Below are 20,864 nucleotides of genomic sequence, written 5' to 3' on the forward strand. Positions count from 1 at the left end.
TCTCATGAAGAAAGCCCTTCTGGCCCTGCTCCTGGCGATAGCCGTCGCCGCCGGCGTGCTCTACGCCTTCCCCTCCACCCTGCTGGCCACCGCGCAGTACGTCGAGAGCGCTCGTGCGCGGCTGTCGGCCAACAGCCTGCAGGTCGACGACCTGGACATCGCCTATTACGAAGGCGGCCCGGAGAAGGCCCAGACCATTCTGCTGATCCACGGCTTCGGCGCCGACAAGAGCAACTGGCCGCGCTTCGCCCGCTTCCTCACCCAGGATTACCACGTCATCGCCGTCGACCTGCCAGGCTTCGGCGACAGCAGCAAGCCTGCGAACATCAGCTACGACGTCGGCACCCAGGCCGAGCGCCTGGCCGACTTCATGCGCGAGCAGGGCATCGGCCGTTTCCACGTGGTTGGAAACTCCATGGGCGGGCACATCGCCGCGCTGCTGGCCGCGCGACATCCGCAGGAGGTACTGTCGGTCGGCCTGTTCGACAACGCCGGAGTCACGGCGCCGCACCAGAGCGAACTGTTCGAGCGCCTGCTCAAGGGCGGCGACAATCCGCTGGTGCTGCGCAGGGTGGAAGATTTCCCCGCCCTGCTCGACTTCGTCTTCGTGCAGAAGCCACCACTGCCGTCGCGCTTGCGGGACTACCTGGCAGAACGCTCGCTGGAGCGCAGCGCGTTCAACGGCATGGTCTTCCAGCAGTTGCGCGAACGCTATATCCCACTGGAGCCGGAGCTGCCGAAGATCACCGCGCCGACCCTGCTGCTGTGGGGCGATCGCGACCGCGTACTGGACGTTTCCAGCATCGACGTAATGAAACCGCTGCTGAAGAAGCCCAGCGTTGCCATCCTGCGCGATTGTGGCCACGTGCCGATGATCGAGCGCCCGGAGGAAACCGCTCGCCTTTACCTGGATTTCCTCAAACAGAACCACGGGCCGGTCACCGCGGCGAACTGATTGCCGGCGACAAACAAAAACGGCGCCCTCGGGCGCCGTTTCTGCTGGAGCGAACTCAGAGCTGGATCAGATTCGGAATCTGCACGTCCGGATTGACGTCCTGCTCGTAGTCCACGCCGGCGATCTCGAAGCCGAAGAGACGCAGGAACTCGGACTTGTAGCCGGTGAAGTCGGTCAGCTGGTACAGGTTCTCGTTGGTCACCTTGTTCCACAGATCCTTCACGGTGTCCTGCACGTCCGGCTGCAGCTCCTTGTAGTCGGCGCGCAGGCGGCCGTCGGCGTCCAGGTGCGGCTCGGCGCCGTACAGGCTCTCGCGGAACAGGCCGTCGACCTGCTCGATGCAGCCTTCGTGGGTGCCCTTCTCCTTCATCACCTTGAACAGCAGCGACAGGTACAGCGGCATCATCGGGATGGCCGAGCTGGCCTGGGTGACCACGGCTTTCAGCACGGAAACACGGGCGTCGCCGCCGGTGACGGCCAGCTTCTCGCGAATGCCCAGGACTTTCTGGTCCAGATCCTTCTTGGCGGCACCGATGGAGCCGTTCCAGTACAGATCGTGGGTAATCTCTTCGCCCAGGTAGGTGAAGGCAGTGGTCTTGGCGCCGTCGGCCAGCACACCGGCTTCCTGCAGGGCGTCGATCCACATCTGCCAGTCTTCACCACCCATCACCGCCACGGTGTTGGCGATCTCGGCCTCGGTGGCCGGCTCCATCACACTTTCCTTGATCACTTCCTTGTCGGTGTCCAGACCACGGAAGTTGACGCTCTTGCCGACCGGCTTGAGCACGGAGTTGAAGACCTCGCCGGTCTTCGGATGGGTGCGGCGCGGCGCAGCCAGGCTGTAGACGACCAGGTCGACCTTGCCCAGGTCCTGCTTGATGGTCTCGATGGTGACTTTCTTCACTTCATCGGAGAAGGCGTCGCCGTTGATACTGCGCGCATACAGGCCCTTGGCCTTGGCGAACTTCTCGAAGGCAGCCGAGTTGTACCAGCCGGCGGTGCCCGCCTTGGTCTCGCTGCCGGGGCGCTCGAAGAACACGCCCAGGGTGTCGGCGCCGGCGCCAAAGGCGGCGCTGATGCGCGCGGCCAGGCCGTAGCCGGTGGAGGAACCGATGACCAGGACCTTCTTCGGACCGTTGGCGATGGGGCCGTGCGCCTCGACGTACTCGATCTGTTCCTTGACGTTGGCTTCACAGCCGGTCGGGTGGGTAGTGACGCAGATGAAGCCACGCACGCGCGGTTTGATGATCATGAAAACCTCGGTAGCCAGGTGTCGATTGAACACATTCAGGAACTGGAGACGTCGCGCATTGTAGATGAGACACCTTCGCCCGTGGACTTCTGCGCAAAGATTCGTGACCAATGGGTCATCAGTGCAGCGAAACGACCATTTCCCGAGGAAAATCAGGGACCTGAAATGAAAGAACCCGCCACGGGGGCGGGTTCCTTCACTGAGCGAAAAAGGCTTAGACGGCCTTTTCCAGCTCCGGTACGGCTTCGAACAGGTCGGCGACCAGGCCGTAGTCGGCGACCTGGAAGATCGGCGCCTCTTCGTCCTTGTTGATCGCAACGATCACTTTCGAATCCTTCATGCCCGCCAGGTGCTGGATGGCGCCGGAGATACCAACGGCCACGTACAGCTGCGGAGCAACGATCTTGCCGGTCTGGCCGACCTGCATGTCGTTCGGCACGAAGCCGGCGTCGACCGCGGCGCGGGATGCACCGACGGCAGCGCCCAGCTTGTCGGCCAGGGAGTAAAGGATGCTGAAGTTGTCGCCATTGCCCATGCCGCGGCCGCCGGATACGACGATCTTGGCAGCAGTCAGTTCCGGACGGTCGGACTTGGCCAGCTCTTCGCCGACAAAGGCGGACTTGCCGGCATCGGCCGGGCCGGAAACAGCTTCAACAGCGGCGGAGCCACCTTCGGCAGCAACGGCGTCGAAGCCGGTGCCACGCACGGTGATCACTTTCACGGCAGCCGAGGACTGCACGGTAGCGATGGCGTTACCGGCATAGATCGGGCGCTTGAAGGTGTCGGCGCTGACGACTTCGATGATCTCGGAGATCTGGTCGACGTCCAGCAGGGCGGCAACGCGCGGCAGGAAGTTCTTGCCGTTGGTGGTAGCGGCGGCCAGCACGTGGCTGTAGCCCTTGCCCAGCTCAGCGATCAGCGGAGCAACGTTCTCCGGCAGTTGGTGAGCGTAGGCAGCGTTGTCGGCGACCAGCACCTTGGCAACACCAGCGATCTTGGCAGCGGCTTCAGCCACGCCACCGACGTTCTGGCCAGCGACCAGGACGGCGATGTCGCCACCAATCTTCTGCGCCGCAGCGACAGTGTTCAGAGTGGCGGCGCCCAGTGCGCCGTTGTTGTGCTCAGCGATTACCAGGATAGCCATCAGATTACTTTCGCCTCGTTCTTCAGTTTCTCGACCAGTTCAGCAACGGACTTGACCTTGATGCCAGCGCTACGGGCAGCCGGAGCTTCGACTTTCACGGTCTTCACGGTGGAAGCGGTGGAAACGCCCAGGGCGTCCGGGGTCACCACGTCCAGCGGCTTCTTCTTCGCTTTCATGATGTTGGGCAGCGACGCGTAGCGCGGCTCGTTCAGGCGCAGGTCGGTGGTGACGATTGCCGGCAGGTTCAGGGCAACGGTCTGCAGGCCGCCGTCGATTTCACGGGTGACGTTGACCTTGTCGCCAGCGACTTCGACCTTGGAGGCGAAGGTGCCTTGCGCGTAGCCGGTCAGCGCAGCCAGCATCTGGCCGGTCTGGTTGTTGTCGCTGTCGATGGCCTGCTTGCCGAGGATGACCAGCTGCGGCTGCTCTTTGTCGACCAGGGCTTTCAGCGACTTGGCGATGGCCAGGGAGCTCAGTTCTTCGTTGGTTTCAACGAGGATGGCGCGATCAGCACCCAGAGCCAGCGCGGTACGCAGTTGCTCCTGGGCAGCGGTCGGGCCGACGGAGACCGCAACGATCTCGGTGACGACGCCTTTCTCTTTCAGGCGTACGGCCTCTTCCACGGCGATTTCGCAGAAGGGGTTCATGGACATCTTGACGTTGGCGAGATCGACGCCGGAGTTGTCCGCCTTGACGCGGACCTTGACGTTATAGTCAACCACTCGTTTGACAGCTACAAGAACCTTCATGGATTCCTCGTTTTTCTCCGGTGAATAGGAATGTCGCCAGACAGGCCTGGCCGGTAGTGCACGCCATCTGCGACTACATCCAGCGCAACGCGACCGCAAAACCGCAGGTATCTTGACCGCATCGACCGGGCGGGTCAATACACGAAAATACCCCTTTATAAGCCGCGGACCCCGATTCTATCAGGGTTACGCGCGATTCAAACAAACGTTTGTATTGCCCTCGATAAAGGGTTTAGATATAGCAACAGGTCTAGCTATAATGCGCCCCGCTCTTACTGGGTGGGGGCACGCCCATCCCAATACCTACAAAATGCCCAGAGCCTTGATTCAGGAGAGATCGATAGTGGAACGCGAATTTATGGAATTCGACGTCGTCATCGTCGGCGCCGGCCCTGCCGGTCTGTCCGCCGCTTGCCGACTGAAACAGAAGGCCGCCGACGCCGGTCAGGAAATCAGCGTCTGTGTGGTCGAGAAGGGTTCCGAAGTGGGCGCCCACATCCTCTCGGGCGCCGTGTTCGAGCCCCGTGCGCTGAACGAGCTGTTCCCCAACTGGAAGGAACTCGAAGCGCCGCTGAACACCCCCGTCAAGCGCGACGACATCTATGTGCTGAAGAGCCCGGAAGCGGCGGCCAAGGTGCCGAACTTCTTCGTGCCCAAAACCATGCACAACGAAGGCAACTACATCATCTCCCTGGGCAACCTGTGCCGCTGGCTGGCCCAGCAGGCCGAAGGCCTGGGCGTCGAGATCTACCCGGGCTTCGCCGCCCAGGAAGCGCTGATCGACGAGAATGGCGTGGTGCGCGGCATTGTCACCGGTGACCTGGGCGTCGACCGCGAAGGCAATCCGAAAGAGGGTTACTACACCCCGGGCATGGAACTGCGCGCCAAGTACACCCTGTTCGCCGAAGGCTGCCGTGGCCACATCGGCAAACAGCTGATCAAGAAGTACAAGCTCGACAGCGAAGCCGACGCCCAGCACTACGGTATCGGCATCAAGGAAATCTGGGACATCGACCCGTCCAAGCACGAGCAGGGCCTGGTGGTGCACACCGCTGGCTGGCCGCTGAACGACGACAACCCGGGCGGTTCCTTCCTCTATCACCTGGAAAACAACCAGGTGGTGGTCGGCCTGATCATCGACCTGTCCTACACCAACCCGCACCTGTCGCCGTTCGACGAGTTCCAGCGCTACAAGCACCACCCGGTGATCAAGCAGTACCTGGAAGGCGGCAAGCGCGTGGCCTACGGCGCTCGCGCCATCTGCAAGGGCGGCCTGAACTCGCTGCCGAAGATGGTCTTCCCGGGCGGCGCACTGATCGGCTGCGACCTGGGCACCCTGAACTTCGCCAAGATCAAGGGCAGCCACACCGCGATGAAGTCCGGCATGCTGGCCGCCGACTCGGTTGCCGAAGCCCTGTTCGCCGGCCGTGAAGGCGGTGACGAGCTGACCAACTACGTCGAAGCCTTCAAGGGCAGCTGGCTGTACGACGAACTGTTCCGCAGCCGTAACTTCGGCGCGGCGATGCACAAGTTCGGCGCCATCGGTGGCGGTGCGTTCAACTTCATCGACCAGAACATCTTCGGCGGCAAGCTTCCGTTCACCCTGCACGATACGACTCCGGACTACGCGACCCTGAAGAAGGCCAGCGAAGCGCCGAAGATCGATTATCCGAAGCCGGACGGCAAACTCAGCTTCGACAAGCTGTCCTCGGTGTTCCTGTCCAACACCAACCATGAGGAAGACCAGCCGATCCACCTGAAGCTGGCTGACCCGAGCATCCCGGTTGGCAAGAACCTGCCGCTCTACGACGAGCCCGCGCAGCGCTACTGCCCGGCTGGCGTGTACGAAGTCGTGAGCAACGACGACGGCAGCAAGCGCTTCCAGATCAACGCGCAGAACTGCGTACACTGCAAGACCTGCGACATCAAGGACCCGGCCCAGAACATCACCTGGGTGGCCCCGGAAGGTACCGGCGGTCCGAACTACCCCAACATGTAAGGCGTTGGCGGTATCGAAAAAGGCTCCCTCGGGAGCCTTTTTCTTTGCAAGCTAAGTACTTGTAGCGATGAAGAACGGGGACTACTGGCCGCGTTCAGACCATTCGGTCACGGCTGCGGCGCGATGGGGAAGAACTCCCCGGAACTCCACACTCCCAGCCACTCGATGCCGTCGATCTCGCGGGGAACCGCCAGCTCGACCAACTGATAGAAGACGTTGCGGTGGATCAGCGCCTCCAGGTTCACCCGCACCAGTACGTAGGGTGACGGCTCCTGGGTCTGCGGATCAAGCTCCACGCGGATCGGATGCGCGGCGTCGGCCACCACCTCATCCTCGACATTGGTGGTGAAGCGCAACACCTGCTGTTCGCCCTCCCCTTCGACGGCCAGGGTAACGGCGACGAAAGGCGCGTCATCGACGCTGATGCCGCACTTTTCCACTGGCGTGACGAGGAAATAGTCGTCGCCATCGCGGCGGATGATGGTGGAGAACAGCCGCACCATCGGCTTGCGCCCGATCGGCGTGCCCAGGTAATACCAAGTGCCATCGCGAGCGATGCGCATGTCGATATCGCCACAGCAGTCCGGGTTCCACAGGTGCACCGGCGGCAGCCCCTTGTCCTTGCTGGCGGGAATCTGCGCCAGCAGATCGCCGGCTTTGCCTGGGTCGGTCATTGGTACTCCTCTCGCGTCTTCACCCCGAGCAGGCTGCGGGCATAGTCTTCCAGCGGCCGCCCTATCAGGTCCTCGGGTTTGGCATCATAGAATGTCAGAAAACCGCCGCGACTGCGGATGGTGGCGCTGTCCACCAGGTAGCGGTTGTCGGTCTCGATCAGCATCACCTGGATCACGCTGCGGTCACGGCCCACCGCGTTGTCGGTGTCCTCGTATTCCTCGTAGGTGCCGACATTGTCCTCGCCGCGAGCAAAGCGGGTATACAACAGATAATTGGCACCCGCCGCGCGCGCTTCCTGCATGGCACCCTCCAGCCCCAGCGGGCTCTTGGCCCGGCGTACCAGGGGGAAATACTCGACGAAACCGTCGAACGCCTCCTCCGCCACCACGTTGGGCCGTGCATACGGATGGCCGGGCGGCACGAACGGTCCCTGGGCAATATAGATGAAGGAGTCCTGTTGCAGTCGCCAGTTCGAGGTGCGGCGGGTCTGGCTGTGATCGAGGAAGCCCGAGTCCCGCAGGTAGTAGTCGGTGCCGTCGGCCAGGTCACTGGGGTTCATGCAGCCGCCCAGGGTGGCGAAGGCAAGGATCAACATCAGGTAGCGCATGGGAAATCTCCGGAGCCGGCGACGAAAAACCGGCATTCGGACAGGCAATGCAGCTTCCGCGCCATCACAGGCCGCGCTGCCATTCCTGGCGCAGATGCGCACGCTGAGGCTGCTCGATGGCCTGGCGGACCTGGGCAAGCAGCTTCGCCTTGTCCGCCCCCAGCGTGCCCTTGAGCACCAGGTAGTTGGATGCGTGATCGCTGCGGAACACCGTGTCGCTAAGCTCCAGACCGTTCAGCAGGCGCTCAACTTCGATGAACAATTCGGCCTGCGATAACGGCTGGAAATCCGGGAAGCCCTGGCGATAGCGTTCTTCGCCAGTGGGGAAGCTCACCACCAGAGTGGACAGGAATTCCGGCTGCGCCTCGTTCATCAGGCGCGCCGAGTTGTCGGCGTGCTGGGCGCTCAGCGTGCTGCCGCCCAGGCCATTGAGGACCATTACCGAGCGCTTGATCCCCGCCTCGCCCAGCTTCTGCAATGCATCCAGCGTCGAGGCGTAGGTCTCACCCTTGTTCACCCGCGCAAGCACCTCGTCGTCGCCGGACTCGGCACCTACGTAAGCCATTCGCAGGCCGGCGTCAGCCAGTTCCTTCAGTTCCTCTACCGACTTTTTGCGCAGGTTGCGCGGCAGGCAGTAGCTGGAGACGCGGTCCACCTCGGGCAGGTGCTCGCGGATCGCACGGAGGATATTGAGCAGGCGACGCGTCGGCAGCACCAGCGCATCGCCATCGGCGAGGAACACCCGCTGGACGATCAGCCGCTCGCCACAGCGGCGAATCTCCTCCAGCACCTCGGTCTCGTCGCGGGCGCGGAATTTCTTCTGCGGCTGGGTATACATCTCATGCGTAGTTACCTCACCAGAGTCCAAAGCCAGAGCAAGCCATGGCAACTCATTGATTTTTATACTTTTTTTCTAGGACCAATTTTAGGAATCACGCTGCAGGCGAGTCCTAGATCTACTCGCCAATTTCTTGGCAGTCATGTGCTATCAGACTGGTTATCCAAACGCCTGGTGAAGCGATCCTAGATCCGTAGGTAGCTGTGAGAGGCCTCACTTAGCCGAAAGTAGGTGCTGGCGAAGGACTGTCCCGGCCAATAGCGATCAGCTTGCCCTTATTCCAAGGTTCGCGAGCATTCGTTGTAGGTGCAGTCATGATTCGTCCTCCACATGAGTGAGGGACTAGGGTGCATCGCGCGCGATCATGAGGCCGCTTCCGGCCAAGAGCTGTCGTTGATCGGCTACAGAATCGGTCTCTATTGCGCTTGGGCGTTGTAATCAACCGGTATCCATCCCGGAGATCAAAAACGGATTGAAGCAAGTTGACAGGTTAGTGCAGCCACCTAAGCCAAATGCCCGCAGAGGACAATGGAGACTCGTCGGCAGTGCCCCAAACACGTCAGCCCCAGGACGGGTTGGCGAACCGCTCAGCTAGAAAGTTGATCAGCACACGCACCTTCTGTGGCAAGTGCTTTCGAGTGGGATACACCGCATAAATCCCCAACTCGACGGATGCGTACTCCGGAAGGATTTCAACGAGATCACCCTTGCGGATGTCTTCAGCCACCATAAAGCTGGGCTGCAACGAGATTCCTTCACCCGCCAAGGTGATCGCGCGACAGGTATCACCGTTGTTGCACCGCACCACTGAACGCGTGCGCACCCCTTCCCTGCCATTCGGGCCATCAAAGAACCACTCGCTGCCACTGGCGTAATTGCTATACGCGATGACGCCATGCCCCGCGATGTCCGCGAGCTGGCGTATGGGCGGACGGCTGTCGAGGTAGGCCGGTGAAGCACAGAGCCGCATGCGGGTGCTCGCAAGACGGCGTCCTACCAATGAGGAGCTCTCCATACGAGCAATTCGCACGGCGACATCAAACCCTTCCTCCACAAGATCCACGATCCTGTCGTTCAGTGTGATATCGAGCTCCACCTTCGGGTAGACACGCATGAAATCGCCCCACACCGGCGCAAGGTGCAACACGCCAAAGCTCAATGGAGCATTCACCCGAATCACGCCGCTGGCTTCAGGGCCCGCTGATGAAACCGCCGCTTCCGCTTCAGCCATCATGGCGAGGACATCTTTGGCCTGGTCGTAGAACTGTCTCCCCTCCTCCGTCACCGACAAGCTACGAGTCGTGCGATGAAGCAGTCGTACGCCGAGGCGCTCTTCCAGTCCGCTCACATACCGTGACACAGCGGCCTTGGACATTCCGAGAGGTTCAGCAGCACCGACAAAGCTGCCTCTGTCCACGACAGCACAAAACACCTCCATCTCCAGCGCACGATCCATAACAATCTCACTAAGTGGAACAATCAGTCCCAGTTGAGCCTATTTATCTCGATTAATCAATCTATAAGAATGTGCCCATCACAACGCAATTCCACCTATTCAAGAGGTCGCTATGAAAATCACCCTGATCGGCACCGGCAATATGGGTTCGGGTTTTGCCAAACAACTGGCCGCTGCTGGCCACCAGGTTCGAGTCACAGGCCGCGATCTGAACAAGGCCAATGCACTAGCCAGCCAGTTCACCAACGTCAACGCTTACAGCGCCGCTGATGCACTTGGCGACAGCGAAGTGATCATCGTTGCCACTGCCTACAGCGACGCGGCAGCCGCACTACAGAGCCTCGGCGATATCACCGGAAAAATCGTCGTCGATATCACCAACCCACTGAGCGCTGACTACATGTCGCTCACCGTCGGGCACACCACCAGTGCTTCCGAAGAAATTGCCAAAGCCGTCCCGCAGGCGAATGTCGTCAAAGCGTTCAACACCCTGTTCGCCCAGGTGCTTGCAGATGGGCCGAAGTTCGCCAACGACCAGACCGGCACCGTCTTTGTGGCTTCGGACGACGAGCGCGCCAAGCAGACAGTAACCGCTTTGGCTCAAAGCATGGGTTGGAACGTTCAGGACACCGGCGCCCTGGTTAACGCTCGTTATCTGGAGCCTCTGGCGGGTCTGAACATTTACCTCGGCTATGGCGCCGGTATGGGTACTTCTGCTGCCCCAGCCTGGCTGACCAAGTAACCCAAGGATGCAAACCATGAGCACGCCGTTCCCGACACTGTTTGTGTCTCATGGTGCTCCGATGTTCGCGATTGAGCCCGGCCTCGCTGGTAAACGGCTTGGCGAGCTCCGTCACGAGCTGCCCAAGCCCGATGCCATTGTCATCCTGTCTCCACATTGGATGACCCGTGGCGGGGTAAGGGTTACCGCGAGCACCACCCCAGAAACCATCCATGACTTTGGTGGATTTCCTGAGGCGTTGTACCGATTGCAATACCCAGCACCTGGCTCCCCCGCACTGGCCAGCCATATTGTCGACCTGCTGCGAGCTGCTGGTTGGGCCTCGGAGCTTGATCAGACCAGAGGGCTGGATCACGGCGCATGGGTGCCACTGATGTACTTGGCACCTGAAGCGGATTTACCAGTGGTTCAGGTGTCGATGCCGGCCACTCTGGACTCCCGGCAAGCCTGGAAATTGGGGGAGGCACTCAAGCCCCTGCGAGACATGAATATCCTGTTGGTCGCTTCAGGCAGCCTCACGCACAACCTCTACGAATTCAGGGGGCGTGACACTGCGGAGGCGGAGTACGTGAAACAGTTCGCCGCCTGGACACACCAGGCGCTCAAGGCACGGAACACTCAGTCGCTGTTGGATTATGTGGAGCACGCGCCTTCAGCTCAGCGAGCTCATCCAACTGACGAGCATTTCTTGCCGCTGTTCATCGCTCTTGGCGCTGCCGATGAAGGCTTTGAGACCAAAGTTCTGGAAGGCGGCATCACCTACGGCGTGCTCGCCATGGACAGTTACCTTTTCGACTCGCCCCGTCATGGCAACTGAACGTGACCCATTTTAAAGGCGGTACACAGCATGTTGAACCACACCAGTTTCGCTAGCCTGGAACGAGAACCAAACACTGGTCTGCACTACAGGAAAGCCAGCAATACCGCGAATCCTGAAGCACGCCTGCTACTGCTCCATGGCGTGGGATCCAACGAAGAAAACCTGGCGACTATTGCACCTGCTCTGCCTGAAGGATTGGAGGTAATTCTGGTTCGTGGCCCACGTCAGCTCGGCCCTCAGAGTTTCGGCTGGTATCAGGTCACGTTCACAAATGAAGGCCCGTCCTTCAACAAGGAAGAAGCCGAGGACAGTCGTCAGTTGCTGATCCAGTTCATCGGTGCTCTGCCCAAGCTCCCGACAGTCATTTCGGGCTTCAGCCAAGGCGGCATCATGAGTTCGAGCGTCGGAGTGACCGAGCCTGAACTCGTGAAGGGCTTCGCGCTCCTGAGTGGCCGGATGTTGCGTGAAATCGCACCACAAATTGCCGCGCCAGATCGCCTCAAGTCGACCTCTGCATTCATTGCTCACGGTCAGAAAGACGGTGTTCTGCCCGCAACCTGGGCGCACGAGGCTGACGCGTGGCTCGAAAAACTCGGCATCGCCCATGAAACCCATTTCTACGACATGGCTCACCAGATCGTGGAACAAGAGCTGGCCGACTTCTCGGCATGGCTCAAAAAGATCCTCAACCTCAACAATTAAGTAAAACGGAAACAGTCATGATTGATACACGCACCGCTCCTTACGCCGCACTGTTCATGCGCCTCGCCTTAGGGATCATGTTCCTGGCACATGGTCTGACCAAAGTCTTCGTATTCACGCCGGCAGGTACTGCAGGCTTTTTCAGTTCGATTGGCTTTCCTGGCTTCCTTGCCTACCCGGTCATGGCCTTCGAAGTGATTGGCGGAATCATGTTGATCGCAGGTATCTACAGCCGCTGGGTAGCCGCCATCGCGGTCGTTCAACTGTTCGTTGCTTCGACTGTCCATTTTGGGAATGGCTGGAGTTTCACCAACGCCAATGGCGGTTGGGAATATCCGATCTACCTGACCGTCTCGGCCTTGGTTGTCGCGCTACTGGGCGATGGCAAAGCTGCTTTGAAAGCCTCCACCAGCGCTTGATGTTGAAAGGCCTCTGAGTTGATCAGGGGCTTTTTTATTGCCCTACCTACACCCCATCGGATCGAGCAGCAAGTTCGAGCCTTGGGAGGCGGTACACGAAGAGCAGCGCAAGCTGCGCTCGCACACGCGCACAGGCAAAAAGCCAACCCAACGGCATGGAGCAGCTGAAGCCTCGCCATTTCCAGGACTATCGGTGGGATGCCTATAGCGGCCTCTCCTCAGGGGCAGCAACCGGCCAGAAGCGGACTTTGATCGCAGCCCTATTTGATATCTCACCAGGGCGACGCAGGAGTGAGGCGGTAATGTTTGGAGGTTTTTCGGGTGGAGAGTTAGGTAAGAAAGTCATACGGCCATGGCTCGTGCTTGTTTTGGTCGTATTCATGGCTTCGACAATAACCTACTTGATCTATAGCTCCAGATAGGTCGATAGGGGGAATGGACTCATTTGAAACCTTGCTTGCACCTCATAATTCCGACACGTCTTCCATCTTCCTCGCCTCCTGCAAGCCATCTTCAAGGTTAAAAATTAAGAGATTTCAACGGAGGGTGATCTATGGCCGTTTATCTGCTCCAGCATCTGATTGAGCGGGAAGAAGGTGATGATGTGAAGGTAATAGGTATCTACAGTTCGGCGGCGTTGGCTGATGCGGCTGCTTTAGAGCTGTCCTCGATGCCCGGCTTTAGTGATTCGCCGCAGGGCTTCACCGTCGACGCGTACGAACTAGATACGACCTTTTGGCAGGAAGGCTTTGGAATCTAGGCAGAGCTGAAGGCGAGGCCTTATAGGTCGGGGTAGAAACCGGTCTAAAGTGGCCGTTCCGGTGAGGATCAAGTACCTATGCTCATCCGATTTACCACACTGGCTATGGACCCTGACTCAGGCCACACAACTGGAATCCTGGTTTGTGCGCATGACCTTCGAGATAACGGCGATTTCACTACTGGTGAACATTCCGAGCTACGAAACTGCTTGACATGGTTTAACGAGCATTTGTTTGTACCGGGTGTCCTTAAGTCAGACGAGCATCGTCGCGCCATCTCATGGTTCAAGCCGGCTGCCAGTGAGGCTATTCAACATATGTGGCGGTTAAAAGGTATTCTTGAGCCCCATGGTTTTCACGTCGAAGTGCTTCGGACAGCGGATCCGGGGTCCATCGTCTATGAAGATGAATGGCAACTCATCGCTAAGCCTAGGAAAGGGCAGCGCTTTTAGGGTCGTATGTGCGCCTAGTCGATTCCCTCGAACGCTTTTGGCCGATACTCGCCCACGGGGGGCAGCGCCTAGCTGGTAGCCGTCCTTTGCGAGGTGCAGCTGTGGGGTGGAAGCTGCCTTAGGCAGTACCCTGTGGGTGGATCTTGCGGGTATAGGGAATCGAACCCTCGAGACCGGAGTGCCGGTGCGTCGCAATGTGTTGCTATGCGGCTAACTCTGTGGGCTGCTGGTTCGGATTTATGCCTTTGTGTTGCATTGATTTCGACATTTTTTCGACAGCTGTCTTTCGCCGTAGGCCACGAAAGACAGTCATTTGAGCCGGGGTGAAAGCACTGAAAGGAACGCTTTCAATCCGATCATGAAGAGGTACAGCCCAAAGCTACCTAGGCTCAGTATGAGCGCAATGTAGAGACTGAAAGAGGGAGCTTCGCTCGTCCCCAGTCGGAAGAACCAAGCTGTCACACCTAAGCCGCTTGACCCGTTAACAAAGAACAGCCAGGGAAAGGCGTAGGTAAGAACAAATACCGCCCCACCGAAAAGCACCAGCCCATAGGGTCGAAAAACCTCTATCGCATCCGCCTCTTTGCGAGTCACGGCGAAAAAGAGCGCGCTCAAGAGAGATGCGCTGGCGGCGACAGCAATAGCGTTAGCCACTCTAACGCTGAGCAGCGTTTCAGGTAGGGGAAGGGGGATCAGCTCTGGTGTTACCCAGTAGCCGATCCAAAAGCTAAGAAGGGCAACAAAAAATGCTACTTCGACTACTCGTTTTCCGATCACTTCTCGCTTCCCCGTCCATTGGGCGTACCAGCTTACCGGCAGCTTTATCGCGCTGTCACGTACAGCTACGCCACTTTGCCATGGTCCCTTTCGCCATTAGCAGCTCCTTGCGAGAGGCAGCTTTCGGCTGTGGATTCAACCGATCGACGTCAGGCGCAGGCCCGCATTCGGAAGGAGAGGTCAGTCGCCTTTTGGCAGTTCGAAGCGCTCTACGCAGCGGTGTAGTTTTTCTTGGGTTACAGGCGAGCCAGCATCCACCGGTTTGCAGTGCAGGATCGTCAAGGCGTACTCACCTGCTGATACTTGTAGATCTTCCCCAGGAGCGAGGTGAGTAGTGAACGCTTCTTTCCCATTGGCCCAGCTTGCAACAATCCGTGGATTCCCCCGAGTGCCCCCTTTCATTTCATCATCCGGGCGCTCTATCTTCTGCGAATCTATGCTGATGTGCAGCCCGGGTAGCGAGCATTGAATCGGATCGCCCTGCGCCATCCCGTACATCTGGCCAAACACATACAGGTTCCGCTCCCGCTCCAGCCTACGCAGAGCTTGCTCGTGAAGCGCCCAATTCGCCTTAAGCCACGTGGCTCGGTCGTCTTGAATAGGCGCATTTGGCCAAACCTGCTCAGGGATGTTCCAGATGGCTACCGACGACATTCGCAACGCGCGAAGCTCCGGCATGCACTCGATGGAGAAGAACTCGTAAAGCTCATCGGCACTTGCGGCTGTTCCAAATGAGCAGGCCAATGCCATCGCCAACCCCTTATTGATCTTCAATTGCAATCCTCCCTGAATGAGCGCTCGGCTATAGGAGTCGACCATCGTCCTCGATGACTCTCTCGTGCGGCGTTGCAATCCTAGTGCACATCTTTGGTCGAGCCCAGATCATCACTAGGGCGTAGCTCTGCGCTGGTAGCCAGATATTGATTTTAATAGTCCGCTTTGGGTTGAATCCACATTCGGTAGCTGCCTCTCGGCAGCGGCAGCAATCGACCAGTAGTCAGCCGACTATGCCGTCCAGGTGATCGAGCTCTATCGTGCGGAGCTTGCGAATAGCCATCGGCGTGTACCGCCCATTGATCGCAACTCAAATATCCTTTTCGAAATTTGCAAGCCCAAGAGTCATAAGTAAGGCTTTTGCAGTCGTCCAGACAAAAATGTAAAAGCCAGCCACAACAATATATGTTGTCGCAATAAATCCTACGTATGACCCTTGGTATATTTCCCAGATTCGCCCGCCACTCGGATCTGGTTCAACACCGTTCCAAAAAAGCCATCCAAAGCCTGCGGTGCAAGTCAATATAACTACAAACGTATAAAGGCTTTTGAATCTACTAATAATCGGCGCGGGCTGCTTCATTCCGATATAGATGGCCAAGGGTAGCAATATAGGCATGCTTAGCCAGAATGATGTCCAAATTGCTCGCCCCTCTAATTCCCATTGAGTCGCTTTTGCGAGTGATGCGATTCCAGGGATTAGCGAAATTGGTTTTTTATAGGAAAGTGAAGAAATCATTTCTGGTGCAATAATTGCTATCGCGAATACTAACGAGAGCGGCAAAAATAGAATCGCAGTGAAATTCTTGTTGTCCTGGGTCTTCATGACTTCTCCTAGCCCGGCGAGGCGCGGGAGCGCGCACGCTAACTGATACTCGTATCGAATTTATAGCCCGCATGCATCCATCCTTGGTGTGCAGGTGTGGGGAGTAGCCTGGCTGGGCTCAGTCTCGGTTAGCGATAACTAGCGCATTCATAGCACTTTGTCATCATCTTGTGTCTATTCTGATACGCGCATCAAAGGAGGCTAGCCATTCACATTCTGCATAACGCTCTCTCGAAGCGAGTGAAGGCGCCACTGATCGCAGTGTGAGGGGCGGCTATGGGTCGGTAGCTGCCGGTCGTGGATGGCTGCTTTCGCCCCTTAGCCATGCGAAAATTCGGTCAGCGCGAATGCAAGTGACTGGCCACGCGAGTGCAAATACGCATGATCGACCGAGCCTGGTTAGCTCATCATTACTTCGCTGCGGCCTCGATGAAGCCAGCGTTGATCAAGTCAGTGCGCATTGCGCCCAAGCAACTGGTGGGGGCAGCAAGCCAAAAGAGGTTTTTCGCTCTCGTCAGTGCCACGTAGCCGATGCGGCCGTCTTCCGTAGCCGTGCCGGCCAGCAAGGCGGTGATGTTGGCCTTGGTCGCGACGTAGAGCACTGCGCCGATGGACTCGCCTTTAACCTGGTGAACAGTCTCAACTCTTAAGCCATGAGCTTCCAGGTCATCAGCTTTGGCACCGCTGAGCGCGACGTCCTCCAAGCGTTTCTTGGCCATCTTATGTCCGAACGTAGCGACTGTTTTCAGTCCGAACAGTTGATCAGTTTGAGTAAGCAAGGCGCGCAGATTTTCGACCAGCTTCGGATGCCATTGCGCTTTGGCTTGGAGCGAACAGGACGGTAGCCCAGTCTCGGTATTGCGGGTAAATGCCCACAGCAACCGCCTAAATCCCAGAATCCAGGCTTCGTGAGGCGCCCCCTGCAGCGTCGAGCTGAGTCCGCGCGGGGCATCGTCGATCAGGCTCACAACCGCGTTGCATACCAGACGGAAAGCATCCTGATAGTGATGCTGTTGATCACGGGCCAATGCAGCCTCTGCAAAAAGGTTCACAACTCCCTGTCCTGGGGCGGCTGTTTTTCCTGCAAGCTTGGCGGCGCGATCCGTGTTCCTGCTGAGAATGACTGCGTCTTTCTCCTCTATGCCCAGTTCGCCGAGACGAGCTTTGAAAGAGCTGATCAGCGTAGGTAGCTCGGCGTCCTTGTACCCTATGAAGAATGCGCCACCTTGCCCGGGTTGCCTGTCTGGCTCATCGTTTCGGCCGCAGAGCCGGTTGGCTATATCGATGATGGGAGGGAGGGAGCGGTAATTGCGCGTAAGCTTGTAGTCTTTCACTCCCGGGCGGTCGGCGTAGGTTTTTAAAAACATGCCATCAGCGCCGGCGAAGGCGAAGATGCCTTGGTTAACGTCTCCAATCAGTGATACCTGCACGCCCGCCTTGATGAGTATTTCCAAGGTCACTTTGTGCATCGTGCCCAGATCCTGCGATTCGTCGACTAGCACCTGGGGATAGCGGGTAGCCAATGCCCTCAGAATGGCAGGCTGTTGAAGCAGTGTTCGAATTACCCAGTAGCGCCCAAGATTATGGGTATATGCACCAGTGCGCCCCAGCTTTTCGATGAGCTCCTGGGCCTTTCCGCGATCAAGCTGTTCCACGGTTCCCTGGGTGTCTATGAAGAAGATCGACTTTCCATTCTCTACACCTACCTGCACATCTTTGATCGGGATTGGGCGCTCGGTTTTGCTCTTCCAGTACTGGAAGCTACTTAAGAACGCTTCCGAACCCGATACAAGATAGGGGGTTCGCGTAGCTCCCATGGTGCGGTAGGCATGGGGACGCAGAACATGCTGGGTGAAGAATCCGTCTAGCGTGGCCACTTCTACGCGCTTGCGCTCGGCGTCGTCCGGCAAATCCGAGGCGAGCTCTGCGTAACCTTTGTTGAAGGTATCAACCGCGACATTGGAAAACGACAACAGCACGACGCGACCGCGGTGATCAGCCAGCTTTTGCCGAATAGCGATCAGTCGCCGGATAGCTGTGGCTGTTTTTCCACTGCCGGCGCAAGCTGTGACCGCCATAGGTTCTAGGGGGGCTTCGATTACAGCTTTCTGCTCATCGGATAGCTTCATGGCGTGTCCGCTCCCTGGCAAACGTGTCGGATCGCTTGCTCAAGGTATTTAGGGACCTTGCATCCTGGTGATATGGCAATCTGCTCGGCGAGCGCTTGGCCGAAGCGACCTTTCTGCACATTGCTACTGCTGTCCTTGCGCTCGAACATCCCGCAGAATAGCGCCTTGGCTTTGGCTGTGTTGTCTGGCGCGCCGTCCACGATTTTTCTCAGCGCCACCGAGATTCTGGGATGAAGTTCGGCCAATGCTTGCAGCATGGCGTTCCGATTTTCCGCCAGTAGCGCCAAGTCGTACTCAAGGGTCTTCACCCCGTGGTGCACCTTCACAAACTGATCTTCGGACTCTTTCATTTTCAGCGTGTTGCTCGATATCCGAACAGACTCGCCGAGCGCGGGATATGCAGCCTTTAGCTTCTTCTTTTTCTTTGGCTCGCCACCTTCATCGGCCGGTTGCTCTGCTGCACCCCCGTTTTCTGCATCTGTTTCGTCGAGGTAGGTTGCCTCCGCGAGGAGCTCCTCCTGGAGCTCCTCGGCAGGTCGCTTATCCTCAGCGGATTCAAGTACCTCTTCTTCTTCAAACGGGTCAGCATCTGTAATGACCGAGACCGGGATTCGCAGCCCTTTTTCTCCAAATAGCGGCAGGAACGAGTCGAAGTTCAGCCCCTCGACACTTATGAGGCTGACGCCATATTCCCTCAAGTCGAATCCCAAAATCTTCGCGAGCGCGTCGACCAGCATGAGTTCTGCAGCGCCCTCCACGAAGATGACGCGGCGGGCGAAGAATAGCTCGGCTCTGGTCACATCCAGGTAGCGCTCAAGCTTCTCCCGCTTACCTTTTGCGAACTGGACATCACGTGGAAAGAAGGTCTCCACGCCGGCTTCGTTCTCGACTAAGCACACCAAGGACTCAAGCTTCGAATTGCTGGCGAAGTTCGGCGAGTGGCTCGTGACGAACAATTGCACCGGCTTTTCACCTTCTTTGGTAGGAATACCGGCCAGGTAGCTCAGGAGAACGCGCTGTAGTTGGGGATGGAGGTGGGCCTCCGGCTCCTCCACGATCAAGCTTCGGTACGCTGCTTCAGGATTCTTAGCCAGTTCGCTGAGCACCACTGCCATGAAAATCAGATTGTTGAAGCCAAGGCCGTTTTGCTCAATTTCCATGGACTGAGCAGTCAGGGATAGGCGCGCGGAAAGCCGCTGGAAATCGGTTGCGCTAAGTCCGACTGCAAGTACCTGCGCCAACTGCTCCCCCATCATGGAGCTGTGCCGGGTGGAGATTGCGGTATGGGTACTTTTGATCGCCTCGTTCTGCTGCAACTGCTCGTCTAGTTCCTTCAGCGCAGTATTGATCTTCTCCCGTCCTTCATCATCGGTCAGGAGGTGGAGCAGGCGAGCCAGTTGGCTGTTGCGGCTTGGACGCAGACCTTGGGCGGCATCACGTAAAGGTTGTAGGTAAACGCCTCGCAGGTTTTCCATCATGTCAGAGGTGAGCGGGATGTCGAGGTGATCTCCACACCATCGCTTCACCCGGAAGCGGCCAGTCTGATCGGCATCGGTGTACCTGACGTGGATGTGCGCTTCCATGGTGTCGTGAGCACCGGGCTGCAGAGCCGCGATGAAGTCGGCTTCGTCGTCGTGACTGAGATCCTTGAAGACGAAGTGGAAGCTGATGTCGCCCTCTGATTCGCCTTTTGAAGGCCGATGACGGTCAGCGATATCAAGACGAGGATAAGGCTCCTCATGTCCGGCCAAGAGGGTTCGGAGAGCATCCACTACGGCGCTTTTCCCCACGTTGTTTGGGCCGACGAGAACATTCAGTCCAGGCTGGAATTTCAGCTTGGCGTCACGTAGCTTGCGGAAGTTTTTAATGGTGAGTTCAGCCAGGTACATGAGGGTCTCCATCCTTAGATGTGCGGATGGAACCCTATTCCGGCGGAGCGAAGCAAGAGTGGCGAAAATCGGGAGTAGAAGGAGATCTGGAGCACCTGCGGCGCGCAGATTGGGATCCTGCCCTCCACTTGACCAGTGATTTGCATTCGATATGACCAGTAGCCTCGTATGGCTGAGGGACGAAAGCAGTAATTCACAAATGAACCGCTAACGCCGGCTCCGACCTGTCGCGACCGGCAGCCGTCGCCTCATACCGCTCAGTAATGATGGGCGGGAGCCGATGGCGCTTCTGGTGTTACGAATATCAGTTATTGCTGTAGCCAGGATTCAACCGTGTCGTTGCCGTGTTCGGCCTTCCAGGATTTCAGAATTTCAGGATTTCAGGATTTCAGGATTTCAGGATTTCAGGATTTCAGGATTTCAGGATTTCAGGATTTCAGGATTTCAGGATTTCAGGACCTTATCGCTGCCGCCTTTGGTTTCAACGACCTCATTGGTATGAGGGTTCCTATATACCTTGATCGCACGGGCTCGGCGAGCTGGTTTAGCAGTGCCAGTGCGTATGCCTCGCTGAGACGAGGAATCAAGGATTGATATCACGTCCTTGAGCGACTCGCCGTACTGGGCAAGAAGGACGTTGAGTTTCTCTTCGAACTCAATCTCCTTCTTCAAGCCGGAATCATTTTTCAACGACTCAAGATAGGCCAGCTGCTCGGCCACAGCTTTTTCTGCTGCACGAAATTCAGCAAGCCTAGACATGATTTACTCCAAGTAAGAACAACTAAGCTTTCGGAGTTTAAAGCAGCTAGTCAGGGCTGGATACTAACTGGATGTGATTTTATGCAGTAACGTCTGTTTTGGAGCTGGCTTTCGACTGATGCCGACTGCTAGGTACGCT

The 20,864-nt window shown here is 57.9% G+C and carries 20 protein-coding genes and 1 pseudogene; 7 read left to right on the forward strand and 14 right to left on the reverse strand.

Annotated elements, in window-relative coordinates:
• Positions 1-4: 4 nt before the first annotated feature.
• On the forward strand, positions 5-955 hold the full coding sequence (locus RS899_RS16225) for an alpha/beta hydrolase (protein ID WP_315807575.1): 951 nt from the start codon (positions 5-7) through the stop codon (positions 953-955).
• Between the two features lie 55 nt (positions 956-1,010).
• Here RS899_RS16225 and fabV read toward each other — a convergent pair whose 3' ends face one another.
• The 3 genes from fabV to RS899_RS16240 all read right to left on the reverse strand — a co-directional run bounded on the left by fabV (position 1,011) and on the right by RS899_RS16240 (position 4,100).
• A complete protein-coding gene (fabV, locus tag RS899_RS16230; protein WP_054909729.1) occupies positions 1,011-2,207 on the reverse strand; it encodes an enoyl-ACP reductase FabV in 1,197 nt (398 codons plus the stop codon).
• 214 nt (positions 2,208-2,421) lie between these two features.
• Positions 2,422-3,351 carry an electron transfer flavoprotein subunit alpha/FixB family protein gene (locus RS899_RS16235; protein ID WP_064979831.1) on the reverse strand — a complete coding sequence of 310 codons (930 nt, stop codon included), beginning with the start codon at positions 3,349-3,351 and terminating at the stop codon, positions 2,422-2,424.
• Complete coding sequence (locus RS899_RS16240; RefSeq protein WP_026078867.1) at positions 3,351-4,100, reverse strand: electron transfer flavoprotein subunit beta/FixA family protein; 750 nt, start codon at positions 4,098-4,100, stop codon at positions 3,351-3,353. Before RS899_RS16240 ends, RS899_RS16235 begins: the two co-directional genes overlap by 1 nt.
• Positions 4,101-4,443: 343 nt before the next feature.
• On the opposite strand from RS899_RS16240, the gene RS899_RS16245 reads away from it, so the two are divergent.
• Positions 4,444-6,099, forward strand: a complete 1,656-nt coding sequence (locus RS899_RS16245) for an electron transfer flavoprotein-ubiquinone oxidoreductase (protein ID WP_315807576.1) — start codon at positions 4,444-4,446, stop codon at positions 6,097-6,099.
• Between the two features lie 107 nt (positions 6,100-6,206).
• On the opposite strand, the gene RS899_RS16250 is transcribed toward RS899_RS16245, so the two are convergent.
• From RS899_RS16250 to RS899_RS16265, 4 genes and pseudogenes are all read right to left on the reverse strand, one after another.
• The gene (locus RS899_RS16250; RefSeq protein ID WP_054910743.1) at positions 6,207-6,773 is read right to left on the reverse strand and encodes a DUF1285 domain-containing protein; all 567 of its coding nucleotides are present in this window, start codon (positions 6,771-6,773) and stop codon (positions 6,207-6,209) included.
• Complete coding sequence (locus RS899_RS16255) at positions 6,770-7,381, reverse strand: DUF4823 domain-containing protein (RefSeq protein ID WP_054910744.1); 612 nt, start codon at positions 7,379-7,381, stop codon at positions 6,770-6,772. Before RS899_RS16255 ends, RS899_RS16250 begins: the two co-directional genes overlap by 4 nt.
• Positions 7,382-7,445: 64 nt before the next feature.
• A pseudogene (locus tag RS899_RS16260) lies at positions 7,446-8,222 on the reverse strand (radical SAM protein); the annotation flags it as partial.
• 556 nt (positions 8,223-8,778) lie between these two features.
• A complete protein-coding gene (locus tag RS899_RS16265; protein WP_315807577.1) occupies positions 8,779-9,675 on the reverse strand; it encodes a LysR family transcriptional regulator in 897 nt (298 codons plus the stop codon).
• Positions 9,676-9,787: 112 nt separating this feature from the next.
• Here RS899_RS16265 and RS899_RS16270 point away from each other — a divergent pair, with 112 nt between their 5' ends.
• The 5 genes from RS899_RS16270 (at position 9,788) to RS899_RS16290 (ending at position 13,118) form a co-directional block, all read left to right on the forward strand.
• Positions 9,788-10,417, forward strand: a complete 630-nt coding sequence (locus RS899_RS16270; RefSeq protein ID WP_315807578.1) for an NADPH-dependent F420 reductase — start codon at positions 9,788-9,790, stop codon at positions 10,415-10,417.
• A 16-nt stretch (positions 10,418-10,433) separates the two neighbouring features.
• On the forward strand, positions 10,434-11,234 hold the full coding sequence (locus RS899_RS16275) for a class III extradiol ring-cleavage dioxygenase (protein WP_315807579.1): 801 nt from the start codon (positions 10,434-10,436) through the stop codon (positions 11,232-11,234).
• A 30-nt stretch (positions 11,235-11,264) separates the two neighbouring features.
• A complete protein-coding gene (locus RS899_RS16280; RefSeq protein WP_409978021.1) occupies positions 11,265-11,939 on the forward strand; it encodes an alpha/beta hydrolase in 675 nt (224 codons plus the stop codon).
• A gap of 17 nt (positions 11,940-11,956) precedes the next feature.
• Entirely contained in the window at positions 11,957-12,358 is a 402-nt protein-coding gene (locus tag RS899_RS16285) for a DoxX family protein (RefSeq protein ID WP_315807580.1), read from the forward strand.
• 553 nt (positions 12,359-12,911) lie between these two features.
• Positions 12,912-13,118: a DUF7336 domain-containing protein gene (locus tag RS899_RS16290; RefSeq protein ID WP_315807581.1), complete on the forward strand. Its 207-nt coding sequence runs from the start codon at positions 12,912-12,914 to the stop codon at positions 13,116-13,118.
• A 762-nt stretch (positions 13,119-13,880) separates the two neighbouring features.
• Here the strand turns inward: RS899_RS16290 and RS899_RS16295 are convergent.
• From RS899_RS16295 to RS899_RS16320, 7 genes are all read right to left on the reverse strand, one after another.
• Complete coding sequence (locus RS899_RS16295; protein ID WP_315807582.1) at positions 13,881-14,348, reverse strand: hypothetical protein; 468 nt, start codon at positions 14,346-14,348, stop codon at positions 13,881-13,883.
• A gap of 180 nt (positions 14,349-14,528) precedes the next feature.
• Complete coding sequence (locus tag RS899_RS16300; RefSeq protein WP_315807583.1) at positions 14,529-15,122, reverse strand: hypothetical protein; 594 nt, start codon at positions 15,120-15,122, stop codon at positions 14,529-14,531.
• A gap of 310 nt (positions 15,123-15,432) precedes the next feature.
• The gene (locus RS899_RS16305; RefSeq protein ID WP_315807584.1) at positions 15,433-15,948 is read right to left on the reverse strand and encodes a hypothetical protein; all 516 of its coding nucleotides are present in this window, start codon (positions 15,946-15,948) and stop codon (positions 15,433-15,435) included.
• Positions 15,949-16,358: 410 nt separating this feature from the next.
• Positions 16,359-18,077, reverse strand: a complete 1,719-nt coding sequence (locus tag RS899_RS16310; protein WP_315807585.1) for a UvrD-helicase domain-containing protein — start codon at positions 18,075-18,077, stop codon at positions 16,359-16,361.
• Positions 18,074-19,966 carry an ATP-dependent nuclease gene (locus RS899_RS16315; RefSeq protein ID WP_315807586.1) on the reverse strand — a complete coding sequence of 631 codons (1,893 nt, stop codon included), beginning with the start codon at positions 19,964-19,966 and terminating at the stop codon, positions 18,074-18,076. The genes RS899_RS16310 and RS899_RS16315 overlap by 4 nt, the downstream gene beginning before the upstream one ends.
• 308 nt (positions 19,967-20,274) lie before the next feature.
• On the reverse strand, positions 20,275-20,337 hold the full coding sequence (locus RS899_RS30860; RefSeq protein ID WP_409978086.1) for a hypothetical protein: 63 nt from the start codon (positions 20,335-20,337) through the stop codon (positions 20,275-20,277).
• Positions 20,338-20,410: 73 nt separating this feature from the next.
• Complete coding sequence (locus RS899_RS16320; RefSeq protein WP_315807587.1) at positions 20,411-20,725, reverse strand: histone-like nucleoid-structuring protein, MvaT/MvaU family; 315 nt, start codon at positions 20,723-20,725, stop codon at positions 20,411-20,413.
• Between the last annotated feature and the right edge of the window lie 139 nt (positions 20,726-20,864).

Source organism: Pseudomonas sp. C9-3, from assembly GCF_032392015.1.
GTDB classification, from domain to species: Bacteria; Pseudomonadota; Gammaproteobacteria; order Pseudomonadales; family Pseudomonadaceae; genus Pseudomonas; species Pseudomonas nitroreducens.

Bases quoted from the DNA above. Each gene is read 5' to 3' on its own strand.
- RS899_RS16225 (WP_315807575.1), top strand. From the start codon at position 5: ATGAAGAAAGCCCTTCTGGCCCTGCTCCTGGCGATAGCCGTCGCCGCC.
- fabV (WP_054909729.1), bottom strand. From the start codon at position 2,207: ATGATCATCAAACCGCGCGTGCGTGGCTTCATCTGCGTCACTACCCAC.
- RS899_RS16235 (WP_064979831.1), bottom strand. From the start codon at position 3,351: ATGGCTATCCTGGTAATCGCTGAGCACAACAACGGCGCACTGGGCGCC.
- RS899_RS16240 (WP_026078867.1), bottom strand. From the start codon at position 4,100: ATGAAGGTTCTTGTAGCTGTCAAACGAGTGGTTGACTATAACGTCAAG.
- RS899_RS16250 (WP_054910743.1), bottom strand. From the start codon at position 6,773: ATGACCGACCCAGGCAAAGCCGGCGATCTGCTGGCGCAGATTCCCGCC.
- RS899_RS16255 (WP_054910744.1), bottom strand. From the start codon at position 7,381: ATGCGCTACCTGATGTTGATCCTTGCCTTCGCCACCCTGGGCGGCTGC.
- RS899_RS16265 (WP_315807577.1), bottom strand. From the start codon at position 9,675: ATGGATCGTGCGCTGGAGATGGAGGTGTTTTGTGCTGTCGTGGACAGA.
- RS899_RS16270 (WP_315807578.1), top strand. From the start codon at position 9,788: ATGAAAATCACCCTGATCGGCACCGGCAATATGGGTTCGGGTTTTGCC.
- RS899_RS16275 (WP_315807579.1), top strand. From the start codon at position 10,434: ATGAGCACGCCGTTCCCGACACTGTTTGTGTCTCATGGTGCTCCGATG.
- RS899_RS16280 (WP_409978021.1), top strand. From the start codon at position 11,265: ATGTTGAACCACACCAGTTTCGCTAGCCTGGAACGAGAACCAAACACT.
- RS899_RS16285 (WP_315807580.1), top strand. From the start codon at position 11,957: ATGATTGATACACGCACCGCTCCTTACGCCGCACTGTTCATGCGCCTC.
- RS899_RS16290 (WP_315807581.1), top strand. From the start codon at position 12,912: ATGGCCGTTTATCTGCTCCAGCATCTGATTGAGCGGGAAGAAGGTGAT.
- RS899_RS16305 (WP_315807584.1), bottom strand. From the start codon at position 15,948: ATGAAGACCCAGGACAACAAGAATTTCACTGCGATTCTATTTTTGCCG.
- RS899_RS16310 (WP_315807585.1), bottom strand. From the start codon at position 18,077: ATGAAGCTATCCGATGAGCAGAAAGCTGTAATCGAAGCCCCCCTAGAA.
- RS899_RS16315 (WP_315807586.1), bottom strand. From the start codon at position 19,966: ATGTACCTGGCTGAACTCACCATTAAAAACTTCCGCAAGCTACGTGAC.
- RS899_RS16320 (WP_315807587.1), bottom strand. From the start codon at position 20,725: ATGTCTAGGCTTGCTGAATTTCGTGCAGCAGAAAAAGCTGTGGCCGAG.